12 protein-coding genes and 1 pseudogene are annotated in these 11,111 nt (G+C 59.3%); 10 read left to right on the top strand and 3 right to left on the bottom strand.

Going from position 1 to position 11,111, the window contains the following annotated elements; all coding sequences use genetic code 11:
- Positions 1-49: 49 nt before the first annotated feature.
- Positions 50-841, bottom strand: coding sequence for a hypothetical protein (locus AC1D2P_RS11035; RefSeq protein ID WP_046027100.1), 792 nt, complete (start codon positions 839-841; stop codon positions 50-52).
- A 95-nt stretch (positions 842-936) separates the two neighbouring features.
- Positions 937-1,936 (bottom strand): annotated as a pseudogene (locus AC1D2P_RS11040) (alpha/beta hydrolase).
- 84 nt (positions 1,937-2,020) lie between these two features.
- Between AC1D2P_RS11040 and aroC the strand changes: the two are divergent.
- The 5 genes from aroC to mtnC are packed head-to-tail and all read left to right on the top strand — an operon-like array spanning position 2,021 to position 6,155.
- Positions 2,021-3,112: a chorismate synthase gene (gene aroC / locus AC1D2P_RS11045; RefSeq protein ID WP_046027098.1), complete on the top strand. Its 1,092-nt coding sequence runs from the start codon at positions 2,021-2,023 to the stop codon at positions 3,110-3,112.
- Positions 3,113-3,140: 28 nt separating this feature from the next.
- Positions 3,141-4,292 (top strand): MFS transporter, encoded by a 1,152-nt coding sequence (locus AC1D2P_RS11050; protein WP_175648952.1) that lies wholly within the window; start codon positions 3,141-3,143, stop codon positions 4,290-4,292.
- Entirely contained in the window at positions 4,289-4,909 is a 621-nt protein-coding gene (locus AC1D2P_RS11055; RefSeq protein WP_046027097.1) for a methylthioribulose 1-phosphate dehydratase, read from the top strand. The genes AC1D2P_RS11050 and AC1D2P_RS11055 overlap by 4 nt, the downstream gene beginning before the upstream one ends.
- Before the next feature lie 12 nt (positions 4,910-4,921).
- Positions 4,922-5,467, top strand: a complete 546-nt coding sequence (locus AC1D2P_RS11060; RefSeq protein WP_077430607.1) for a 1,2-dihydroxy-3-keto-5-methylthiopentene dioxygenase — start codon at positions 4,922-4,924, stop codon at positions 5,465-5,467.
- Between the two features lie 4 nt (positions 5,468-5,471).
- On the top strand, positions 5,472-6,155 hold the full coding sequence (gene mtnC / locus AC1D2P_RS11065; protein ID WP_477757651.1) for an acireductone synthase: 684 nt from the start codon (positions 5,472-5,474) through the stop codon (positions 6,153-6,155).
- A 206-nt stretch (positions 6,156-6,361) separates the two neighbouring features.
- On the opposite strand, the gene AC1D2P_RS11070 is transcribed toward mtnC, so the two are convergent.
- Entirely contained in the window at positions 6,362-6,640 is a 279-nt protein-coding gene (locus AC1D2P_RS11070; RefSeq protein WP_046027152.1) for a DUF3509 domain-containing protein, read from the bottom strand.
- Between the two features lie 340 nt (positions 6,641-6,980).
- Here AC1D2P_RS11070 and AC1D2P_RS11075 point away from each other — a divergent pair, with 340 nt between their 5' ends.
- The 5 genes from AC1D2P_RS11075 to AC1D2P_RS11095 all read left to right on the top strand — a co-directional run.
- A complete protein-coding gene (locus AC1D2P_RS11075; RefSeq protein WP_223522485.1) occupies positions 6,981-8,819 on the top strand; it encodes a long-chain-acyl-CoA synthetase in 1,839 nt (612 codons plus the stop codon).
- A gap of 96 nt (positions 8,820-8,915) precedes the next feature.
- Positions 8,916-9,434, top strand: a complete 519-nt coding sequence (locus AC1D2P_RS11080; protein WP_046027093.1) for an ankyrin repeat domain-containing protein — start codon at positions 8,916-8,918, stop codon at positions 9,432-9,434.
- A 105-nt stretch (positions 9,435-9,539) separates the two neighbouring features.
- Complete coding sequence (locus AC1D2P_RS11085; RefSeq protein WP_046027092.1) at positions 9,540-10,070, top strand: hypothetical protein; 531 nt, start codon at positions 9,540-9,542, stop codon at positions 10,068-10,070.
- Between the two features lie 82 nt (positions 10,071-10,152).
- Positions 10,153-10,344 (top strand): PLDc N-terminal domain-containing protein, encoded by a 192-nt coding sequence (locus tag AC1D2P_RS11090; protein ID WP_046027091.1) that lies wholly within the window; start codon positions 10,153-10,155, stop codon positions 10,342-10,344.
- Positions 10,345-10,606: 262 nt separating this feature from the next.
- The coding region (locus AC1D2P_RS11095) for a spermine/spermidine synthase domain-containing protein (protein WP_477811425.1) at positions 10,607-11,111 on the top strand (505 nt) is incomplete at its 3' end.

The raw sequence follows: 11,111 nt of genomic DNA on the forward strand, positions 1-11,111 counted from the left end.
CTGTGGGAGCACGGCTTGCCTGCGATGGGCACGCCTCGGTCCTGAATCTTTACCGGTGTGTCGCAATCCAGATCAACAACCCCGCCTGAAACACCGCAAACGCCACCAGACACGTAATGGTAAAGCGCAGCCCGGCGTCTTCACGCTTGTACTTGCTGACCTTTTCTTCGTGCGTCTTGAGCTTCACTTCTTGCTCGGCCAGATTCTGCTCGGCCTGCTGAAGCATCTGCGCGGCTTCGAGAATTTCCACCAGTTGCAGTTTTTCAGTGTTCCACTCGCCCGACAGATCACCCACCTGCACGTCTTTGACGCTGCCCTTCAAATGCTGGGCATCGGCATACACCACTTCAAAACCATGCGCCTTCAGGAAGTGATCGCGACGCAGGCGAGTGTCTTCGTTCAACGCATCCTTGTTGTTCAGGTCCGTGCCGTCGACGGTGTAGCCGGACCAGCGCTTCTTCGCCCAGGTAATCCCTTGAGCCGCCATGAAGCGGCCGATGCCACGGTTCATCGGTTCAATCTGCAAGCCGCTGTCGGGCCCGAAATGCACACGTTTGGTGGTGTGATCGACCCACACGTCCAGATGATTCTGTTCTTTGCGCACACGCTGGCCGGGCAGGGTGATGCTCATGCGCATCAGGCTCTGCTCTTTGTTGTTGCGTTCGGCATAGCCGAATTCGACAAAGCGAAGTGGCCGACCTCCGGTGTTGCGGTCGGTTTTCAGCGGCGCCAGACGGAGCATCTTGTGGTGCTCGACGTGGACGTCCGCCCACGGCAGCTCGACCGCTGTGGGAGCGTCTTTTTCAGCGGTGGTGTCGGGTGAAGTCTGGGTATCAGTCATAACGGCGAGATCCTGTCCAAGCCCTGCCGCCAGCCATTGCGCTGGCGACAAAGGCTTATCGGCCGTTTTTGACWGGACTGGAGGGCAAACGGCGCTTAACTGGTGCGAAGTCCGTCAATAAACCCGAGGATGCGAGTGCCCAGTTCGGCCGCCAGCGGCAATTGCGGATCTTTATAAGAGGCCATTTGCCGTTTTACATCGTTGGGCACGATGCGCATGACGTGGTTCATGCCTTCGATCAGCGCCAGTTCAGCGTCCGGTTTGGCGGCCTTCAGCAGCCTGGCATCACCGACGCCGACCTGAATGTCGTTGCTGCCCTGAATGATCAGCGCCGGCATCTTCAACTTGGCGAACGCTGCCGCCGGGTCCTGACGGAACAGCGAAATCAGGTACGGCTGTACACTTGGGCGGAAAATCACCTGGAGCGGTGGCGGCACGTTTTCGTCAACGTGCCCGGCCTTGAGGCTGTCGAGCAGCTCATTGCTGCGCTGCATCAGGGCGGGCGGCAGGCGATTGCTCAACTGCTGGCGCAACACCTGATCGACCGGTCGAGCACTGCCGGACAGGGAAATGACCGCCGCAGGATCGACACTCGGTGCCGCCAATGTGGCGATCAAGGCGCCTTCGCTGTGGCCGAGCAAAATCAATGGGCCGAAACGTGGATCATGTTTGAGTTTCTCGCCCCAGGCTTCAGCGTCGGCGACATAGGCCTCTACCGACAGATTGCGCTCGTCCGGCGTGGCTGCAAGGCTCGCCGCCACGCCGCGTTTGTCGTAACGCACGCTGGCGATGTTGTGTTTGGCCAGCACCCAGGCCAGCCGTTTGAGGCTGTCATTGCGCCCGCCGTCGGTATTGTTTCCGTCACGATCCGTAGGGCCGGAGCCGGAAATGATCAGGACAACCGGCACGGGATTGTCGGATTTTGGCAGCAACAACGAGCCGAAAAGCTCACCGCTGCCGGTGTCCAATGTAATGGGCCGTTGCAACACAGTGGCCTGGGCAAAGCCAGATATCAGGGTAAGGCTCAAGGCTAGAACTCGCAGCATCATCACGCCATCATTCACAAAGATGCCGGTTGGACTCGCAGGCACCCATAAGGTTCGAGGATGAACTACTTGGGTAGCCTGCGTATACTGGCGCGCATTACGTATTCAGGTTCTATTTCACGGAGCGTCCTGCATGTCCGGCAATACCTACGGCAAGCTGTTCACTGTCACCACCGCGGGCGAAAGCCATGGTCCGGCGTTGGTCGCCATTGTCGACGGCTGCCCGCCGGGCCTGGAAATTTCCCTTGAGGACCTGCAGCGCGACCTGGATCGGCGCAAGCCCGGCACCAGCCGTCACACCACTCAACGCCAGGAAGCCGACGAAGTCGAAATCCTCTCCGGCGTGTTCGAAGGTCGCACCACCGGYTGCTCCATTGGCCTGCTGATTCGCAACACCGACCAGAAATCCAAGGACTACTCGGCGATCAAGGATCTGTTCCGTCCGGCCCACGCCGACTACACCTACCACCACAAATACGGCGAGCGCGATTACCGTGGTGGCGGTCGCAGCTCGGCGCGCGAGACGGCGATGCGCGTGGCGGCAGGTGCCATTGCGAAAAAGTACCTGGCGACCCAGGGCATCGTCATTCGCGGCTACATGAGCCAGCTCGGCCCGATTGAAATCCCGTTCAAGACCTGGGATTCGGTCGAAGAGAACGCCTTCTTCAGCCCTGATCCGGACAAAGTCCCGGAGCTGGAAGCCTATATGGACCAGCTGCGTCGCGATCAGGATTCGGTCGGTGCGAAAATCACCGTCGTGGCTGAAGGTGTCATGCCAGGCCTTGGCGAGCCGATCTTCGACCGCCTCGACGCTGAACTGGCCCATGCGCTGATGAGCATCAACGCGGTCAAAGGCGTGGAAATCGGCGCCGGTTTCGCCAGCGTCGCCCAACGCGGCACTGAGCACCGTGATGAAATGACCCCGGAAGGTTTCCTCAGCAACAATGCTGGCGGCATTCTGGGGGGGATCTCGTCCGGTCAGCCGATCGTTGCGCACCTGGCGCTGAAGCCGACGTCGAGCATCACCACGCCGGGTCGCTCCATCGACATCCATGGCAACCCGGTGGAAGTCATCACCAAGGGCCGTCACGACCCGTGCGTCGGTATTCGTGCAACGCCAATCGCTGAAGCGATGATGGCCATCGTGCTGATGGATCATCTGCTGCGCCATCGCGGGCAGAACGCCGATGTGCGTGTGAGCACACCGGTGCTGGGTCAGCTTTAATGGCTGGCCTTGAAGTCGCTGCAGTCTGATGACTGTGGCGGCGCTCCCGTACTGGCGGCTCTCCAGTTTCTACCTGTTCTATTTCGCCTTGCTCGGTTCGACGGCGCCGTTTCTGGCGCTGTATTTCGATCACCTGGGCTTTTCCAGCGCGCGGATCGGCGAACTGGTGGCGATCCCGATGCTGATGCGCTGCGTGGCACCGAACATCTGGGGCTGGCTGGGTGATTACACCGGCCGACGCCTGGCCATCGTGCGCTTCGGCGCGGTGTGCACGTTGCTGACGTTTTCGCTGATTTTCGTCAGCAAGACCTACGCCTGGCTGGCGATGGTCATGGCGTTGCACGCGTTCTTCTGGCACGCGGTATTACCGCAATTCGAAGTCATCACCCTGGCGCACTTGAAAGGCCAGACTGCGCGCTACAGCCAGATTCGCCTCTGGGGTTCGATCGGCTTCATCATCACCGTGGTAGCGCTGGGGCGGTTGTTCGAATGGCTCAGCCTCGACATCTATCCGGCCGCGCTGGTGTTGATCATGGCCGGGATCGTGCTCAGCAGCCTGTGGGTGCCCAATGCGCAACCGGTCCAGGGTGAGCGGCTGGCGGGCGAGGGCTTCCTCACGCAATTGCGCAGCCCCGGCGTGTTGGCGTTTTATGGTTGCGTGGCGTTGATGCAGTTGAGCCATGGGCCGTATTACACGTTTTTGACCTTGCACCTTGAGCGATTGGGCTACAGCCGTGGCGTGATCGGCATGCTCTGGGCGGTCGGCGTGGTCGCCGAAGTCCTGATGTTCCTGGCCATGAGCAAAATCCTTATGCGCTTCTCGGTGCGCCGGGTGTTGATGGCGAGTTTTCTGCTGGCGGCACTGCGCTGGCTGCTGCTGGGGTCATTTGCCGACCATCTGTGGGTGTTGCTGTTTGCCCAGGTGCTGCACGCGGCGACCTTCGGCAGCTTTCACGCAGCTGCCATCCAGTTCGTGCAACGTAGCTTTGGCGCACGCCAGCAGGGCCAGGGCCAGGCGTTGTACGCCGCGCTGGCCGGCACCGGTGGCGCATTGGGCGCGCTGTATTCCGGCTACAGTTGGAATGCCTTGGGCGCCACATTGACCTTTAGTATTGCAAGCCTCGCAGCCCTGGCGGCTGCCGTTATCATTGCCACACTTCTGCAAGAGGACAGGCCATGAGCCTTACCCGTGAACACCTTGCCCAGGAAATCATCGACGCCGGGCGTTTTCTGTATGGCCGCGGCTGGTCACCGGCCACCAGCAGCAACTATTCGACGCGCCTGTCGCCGAGCGAAGCGCTGCTGACCGTGTCCGGCAAGCACAAAGGTCAGTTGGGTCTGGATGATGTGTTGGCCACCGACCTGGCGGGCAACAGCCTGGAGCCGGGGAAAAAACCGTCGGCCGAAACCTTGCTGCATACCCAGCTTTACAATTGGCGCCCGGAGATCGGCGCGGTGCTGCACACCCATTCGGTCAACGCCACGGTGTTGTCGCGCCTGACGCCGGAAGACTTCATCGAGTTCGAAGACTACGAACTGCAAAAAGCCTTCAGCGGCGTGTCAACCCACGAGTCTCGGGTACGGGTACCGATTTTCGACAATGATCAGGATATTGCGCGCCTTGCCGCCGAGGTGCAGCCTTGGCTGGACGCCCACCCTGATTGCGTGGGCTACCTGATTCGCGGTCATGGCCTCTATACCTGGGGCGCACGGATGAGCGATGCGTTGCGGCAGATCGAGGCCTTTGAATTTTTGTTCGAGTGCGAGTTGAAGACGCGCGCGATCCTTAACCGTTAAGGAGTTGCCCTGATGAGCAGCCTGTCCGTTTACCACGTCTCAAGCCCTGACTTACCGAACAAGGTGCTGACCCATTTCGAAGACATCGCCTCGACGCTGGCCGAGCAGGGCGTGCGCTTCGACCGCTGGCAAGCGGCGGCGAAGATCCAGCCTGGCGCCAGTCAGGAAGAAGTGATCGCCGCCTACCAGGAACAAATCGACAAGCTGATGACCGAACGCGGCTACATCACCGTCGATGTCATCAGCCTGAACAGCGATCACCCGCAAAAAGCCGAACTGCGTGCCAAGTTCCTCGACGAACACCGTCATGGCGAAGACGAAGTCCGGTTTTTCGTGGCCGGTCGTGGTTTGTTTACCCTTCACATCGGCGATTACGTCTACGCGGTACTCTGCGAAAAGAACGACCTGATCTCGGTGCCGGCGGGCACGCCGCACTGGTTTGACATGGGCGAGCATCCGCATTTCGTCGCGATCCGCCTGTTCAACAACCCTGAAGGCTGGGTGGCCAATTTCACCGGCGAAGACATCGCCAACCGCTTCCCGCGTCTTGAGGACTGAACCGATGCCGATCAAAGCGATGCTCACCGACATCGAAGGCACCACCAGCGCGGTGAGTTTTGTGTTCGACGTGTTGTTTCCCTACGCCGCCAGACACCTGCCGGATTTTGTCCGTCAGCACGCCGGGCGCGCCGATGTGGCTGAACAACTGTCCGCCGTTCGCCGTGACAGCAATGAACCGGACGCCGACGTTGAGCGCGTGATCGAGATACTACTGGGCTGGATCGCCGAAGACCGTAAAGCCACGCCGCTCAAGGCATTGCAAGGCATAGTCTGGGAGCAGGGTTATCAGGCGGGGCAGTTGAAGGGCCACGTTTACCCGGATGCCGTTGAAGCGCTCAAGCGCTGGCATCAGGAAGGCTATCAACTGTTTGTATATTCGTCGGGTTCGATTCAGGCGCAAAAACTGATTTTCGGTTGCTCGGAGGCGGGTGACTTGTCGCCGCTGTTCAGCGGTTACTTCGACACCACGTCCGGTCCCAAGCGTGAGGCGCAGTCTTATGAGCGCATCACCCAGGCCATTGGCCTTGAGCCTTCGCAGATTCTGTTTCTGTCCGACATCGTCGAAGAGGTGGACGCTGCGCGCACGGCCGGGATGGCGACATGCGGGTTGGCGCGAGAGGGCGGGGAGTTGGCGGGCCATGTAACCGTCGACAGTTTCGAGCGGATAAACCCCACCACCTTTTAGGACAACACACATAACCTGTGGGAGCCGAGCTTGCTCGCGATGAGGCCCCGTCAGTCAACATTGTTGTTGAATGACACACCGCCATCGCGAGCAAGCTCGGCTCCTACAGGGTTGGTGTGCAACCAGATATTGTATGCAGCGCCAGAAACAACTCAGGCCGTGAAGCGAAAGCTCTCACGGCCTGTTTGTTTTAGCGCTGGCGCGGTTTACGCCGTGTGATAAGTCGGCAGCGCAAACCGTTGCTGGCTTTGCAGCATGGAGATCTGCGGCAATTCGCTGGCCTGTTCGGCCAAGTCACGGCGAATCGCACTGATTACCCACGACAGCTGATCGCCAGCGTGCAATTGCTGGTAGGAAATCGAACGTTTAAACACTTTGCCTTCTGTGCTGCGCAGGGTCAGCAGAATCCCGCCGTCCGGGCGCGGTTGGGTGGTGACTTCGAAGTTGGAGAACAGGGACGAAAATTTTTCTTGGATCAGGTTCATGTCGATCAGCTCCATTTGCACATGATTGGCAAGCATGGAGAGGAGGTTGCAGTGATTGTGCCAGTACCTGATTTTTATAAAGTCGTTGTAAATCAATAAGTTAATAATCTTGTTGTTTTTCGGTTTCGTGCAATCTGCATGAATGGCCATCGTGCATCCTGCATTTTGAAAGATGAGCGATGATTGAATGGAACCAATCGGCGCGTCGATGTTCACGATTCATCCGTCGCTGGGCGGATACAAAACATTGCAAAAACCGCGTGTACAGCRCCAGAACCGCTGACGTATTTTCGGCCTCTATAAACGCCGCCCGACAATAAAAAAATCAGCGGGAGCACGCATGAAACGCACGTCCAGCGACACGATTACCTGGGGCATGATGCTCCGCAAACTGCCGACGATCGCCAAAGCCATTCCCCGCGTGGTGAAGGGCCTGAAAGTCGCCAACGTCAAGGATCCGACCCAACCGTGTGGCCTGGGCTGGAGTTTCGAGCAGGCGACGTTGCGCAACCCCGAGGGGCCCGCATTACTGCAGGGCGATGTCACGCTGACCTATACGCAGGTCAACCAATGGGCCAACCGCATTGCGCATCACCTGATGGCCCAAGGCATCGGCAAGGGTGACGTGGTCGCGGTCTTCATCGAGAACCGCCCGGAATTGCTGGTGACAATACTGGCGGTGGCCAAGGTCGGCGCGATCAGCGCCTTACTCAATACCTCGCAGACCCGCGATACGCTGGCGCACAGCCTGAACCTGGTGGCGCCGGTGGCGATCATTGTCGGCGGCGAACTGGTCCCGGCGTTTTCGCAAGTCCGCGAACGGGTGTCCATCGCGCCAGCGCGAACCTGGTACGTCGCCGATCAAGACACCTACAGCCATCCGGGCATTGCCCCCGACGGTTTCGTCAACCTGATGACGGCCAGTGCCGACGCGATCGACGACAACCCGGCCAGCAGCCAGCAGGTTTTTTTCGACGATCCTTGTTTCTATATCTACACCTCGGGCACCACCGGATTGCCCAAGGCCGGTGTCTTCAAGCACGGGCGCTGGATGCGCAGCTCCGCCAGTTTCGGCCTGATCGCCCTCGATATGCAGCCGCACGACATCGTCTATTGCACTTTGCCGCTGTATCACGCGACCGGGCTCTGCGTGTGCTGGGGCTCGGCCATCAGTGGCGCCTCGGGGTTTGCCATTCGACGCAAGTTCAGCGCCAGCCAGTTCTGGAGCGACGTCCGCAAATACCACGCGACCACCCTCGGCTACGTGGGCGAACTGTGCCGTTATCTGGTGGATCAGCCACCGAGCGCCGACGACAGCCAGCACACCGTGAAAAAAATGGTCGGCAACGGTCTGCGTCCCGGCGCTTGGGACGCCTTCAAAACCCGTTTTGCCATCGACCACATCTGCGAGCTGTACGCGGCCAGCGACGGCAACATCGGGTTCACCAATATCCTCAACTTTGACCACACCATCGGTTTCTCGCTGATGGCCTGGGAATTGGTGGCTTACGACCACGACAGCGGTCAGCCGATTCGCAATGCCAAGGGGTTCATGAGCAAAGTGCCCAAGGGTGCACAGGGTTTGCTGCTGGCCAGGATCGACGACAAGGCGCCGCTGGACGGCTACACCGATCCGCAAAAGACCGAAAAAGTCGTATTGCATGACGTGTTCCAGAAGGGCGACCGTTTCTTCAACACCGGTGACCTGCTGCGCAACATCGGTTTCGGCCATGCGCAATTCGTCGATCGGCTGGGCGATACCTACCGCTGGAAGGGCGAAAACGTATCGACCACGGAAGTCGAAAATATCCTCTTGCAACACCCGCACATCGCCGAAGCCGTGGCGTATGGCGTGGAAGTCCAGAACACCAACGGGCGTGCCGGGATGGCGGCAATTACGCCGGCTGAATCCCTGGCCACCCTGGACTTCAGCGAACTGCTGGAATTTGCTCGCCAGCAAATGCCGGCCTATGCGGTGCCGCTGTTCTTGCGGGTGAAAGTGAAAATGGAGACCACCGGGACGTTCAAATACCAAAAGACCCGGCTCAAGGACGAAGCCTTCGACCCAGGCAAAACCGGCGACGACCCGATCTATGCCTGGCTACCCGGCACCCAGACTTACGTACAAGTGACCGAGCAGGTGCTGGCGGATATCCAGGGTGGCAAGTACCGCTATTGAATGTGGCTATGGCGGCCCTTGAGAAAAAACAAGTGACAGCGTGGGGGCCGCTCGGGAAACTGTCGGCTTTGCGAATAACCCAACAGGGAGCCCCCGATGTCAGACCAAAGCCGCCAGATGACCCCCGAAGAAGCCGCTGAATTTGCCGAACAGGTATTCAACAAGGCGCGCGAGGGCGATGCGGCCATGATGGCTGCGCTGTTGACCAAAGGCCTGCCGCCTAACCTGCGCAACCACAAAGGTGACACCTTGCTGATGCTGGCCGCCTACCATGGCCACGTGGAGACCGTGAAAGTCCTGCTCGAACACAAGGCCGACCCGGAAATTCGCAACGACAACGGCCAGAGCCCGATCGCCGGTGCGGCGTTCAAGGGCGATCTGGCAGTGGTCACGGCACTGGTCGACGGTGGCGCGCAAGTGGAAGGTTCATCGTTTGATGGCCGTACTGCTTTGATGATGGCCGCGATGTTCAACCGCGTTGCCATCGTGGACTACCTGATCAGCAAAGGCGCCGATCCGAAAGCCAAGGACGCCAACGGCGTGTCGGCACTCGATGCGGCGAAAACCCTGGGCGCTGTCGATACCATCGCTCAGCTGGAAAAGCTGCTCGGCTGACCTTTTGTGGCGAGGGAGATGGCTCCCTCACCACAGGTCCGCAATCCCTCCTGAATGCGCTATCCTTCGCGCCCTCAAAATTCACTCGCTACAGGATCCGTCGCCATGAAAGCCGCACTCGTCGAACTCATCAGCAAAATCAGCTCCGGGTGCATGAGCGACGACGAAATCCTCAAGGTCGCGGACGAAGCGGCCCAGGCCTACGCCGATCCTGAAGCTTTTCTGACGGCCAATCCGGATATCAACTACGACGACACGTTCCCGATTCCATTAGGCGAATGGGTGGTGGTCGGCAGCCTGCCGGAGACGGTGCTGTTCCAGGCGGATACCTACGTGGACCTGTTCGCGCAGATCGTCGCCTCGTTCGGCCCAGGCGTTGATTTCAATATCAAACCCAAGCAACTGGCCAAAACCGAAGCCCTGACCGCGCTCAACCGTATTCAGGTGCAGATGGGCAGCATGAACAAGGAAAACGGCGGCTACACGCTGATGAACTTCAGCCAGTTGCTCGACGATGAGCTGCAAGTGGTGTTGGTCTACGGCAACGACATTCCTCGCGTGCTGGAGCTGTGCGCCGAAGTCGGCATCGCTGCCGCGCCATCGCTGGAAGCGCTGAAAGTGGCCATCCACGTCTGACACCCAGACACTGTCAATAAAAAGGAACCCTCGCGACGACCGTCTATCCTAAGGGGGCTTATCACTCTTCGGGAGCGTCACCATGGGTTCCACGTTCAACAGCCTTGTTGCGTTGATCATTTTTGTCCTGGACATCTGGGCCATCATCAACGTGTTTAAAAGTGGTGCCACCACCGGGATGAAAATCCTCTGGGTGTTGTTGATCGCCTTTCTGCCGGTGCTGGGCCTGATCATCTGGGCCATCGCCGGGCCACGGGGCAACGTCAAATTCTGACGGGTCTCCCAAAAAACGACACTGAACCTGTGGGAGCATGGCTTGCCCGCGATGAACGATATCGCGGTGCAACTGACAGACCGCGTCGTCTGCTTCGCGGGCAGGCCCGCTCCCACAGGATTGGGGTGAGCCGATCAAGAGGTTCGACCTGTCATCTTTCGCGACGTAGAATGCGCGCCTTTCCCGGTCAATCGAGCCAATCGATTGGCCATCATGGGCGGGTAACCGTCCGTTGCCACCCGCATTCATCGGAGCACTTCCCATGAGCACCACCGCTACCAGCGACTACCTGGAAACCCTCTACGAAGGCTATGGCCAGCGTTTTCGCATGGAAAAACTGCTGCACGAAGTGCGCACCGAGCATCAACACCTGGTGATTTTCGAAAACCCGCGCATGGGCCGGGTAATGGCACTGGACGGCGTGATCCAGACCACCGAAGCCGACGAATTCATCTACCACGAAATGCTGACCCACGTGCCGATCCTGGCGCACGGTAGCGCCAAGCGCGTGCTGATCATCGGTGGCGGCGACGGCGGCATGCTGCGTGAAGTGGCCAAGCACCGCAGCGTCGAACACATCACCATGGTCGAAATCGACGGCACCGTGGTCGACATGTGCAAGGAATTCCTGCCAAACCACTCCAAAGGTGCGTACGAAGATCCTCGCCTGAACCTGGTGATCGACGACGGCATGCGTTTCGTCGCCACCACCACTGAAAAGTTCGACGTGATCATTTCCGACTCCACCGACCCGATCGGTCCGGGCG

This window comes from Pseudomonas sp. P1_F1_2 (assembly GCF_056405815.1).

What these genes read in the sequence shown, in the direction of transcription:
- mtnC (WP_477757651.1), top strand. Translation starts at nt 5,472, where the DNA reads ATGCCGATCAAAGCGATGCTCACCGACATCGAAGGCACCACCAGCGCG.
- AC1D2P_RS11080 (WP_046027093.1), top strand. Translation starts at nt 8,916, where the DNA reads ATGTCAGACCAAAGCCGCCAGATGACCCCCGAAGAAGCCGCTGAATTT.
- AC1D2P_RS11090 (WP_046027091.1), top strand. Translation starts at nt 10,153, where the DNA reads ATGGGTTCCACGTTCAACAGCCTTGTTGCGTTGATCATTTTTGTCCTG.
- AC1D2P_RS11035 (WP_046027100.1), bottom strand. Translation starts at nt 841, where the DNA reads ATGACTGATACCCAGACTTCACCCGACACCACCGCTGAAAAAGACGCT.
- AC1D2P_RS11075 (WP_223522485.1), top strand. Translation starts at nt 6,981, where the DNA reads ATGAAACGCACGTCCAGCGACACGATTACCTGGGGCATGATGCTCCGC.
- AC1D2P_RS11050 (WP_175648952.1), top strand. Translation starts at nt 3,141, where the DNA reads ATGACTGTGGCGGCGCTCCCGTACTGGCGGCTCTCCAGTTTCTACCTG.
- AC1D2P_RS11070 (WP_046027152.1), bottom strand. Translation starts at nt 6,640, where the DNA reads ATGAACCTGATCCAAGAAAAATTTTCGTCCCTGTTCTCCAACTTCGAA.
- AC1D2P_RS11060 (WP_077430607.1), top strand. Translation starts at nt 4,922, where the DNA reads ATGAGCAGCCTGTCCGTTTACCACGTCTCAAGCCCTGACTTACCGAAC.
- AC1D2P_RS11055 (WP_046027097.1), top strand. Translation starts at nt 4,289, where the DNA reads ATGAGCCTTACCCGTGAACACCTTGCCCAGGAAATCATCGACGCCGGG.
- AC1D2P_RS11085 (WP_046027092.1), top strand. Translation starts at nt 9,540, where the DNA reads ATGAAAGCCGCACTCGTCGAACTCATCAGCAAAATCAGCTCCGGGTGC.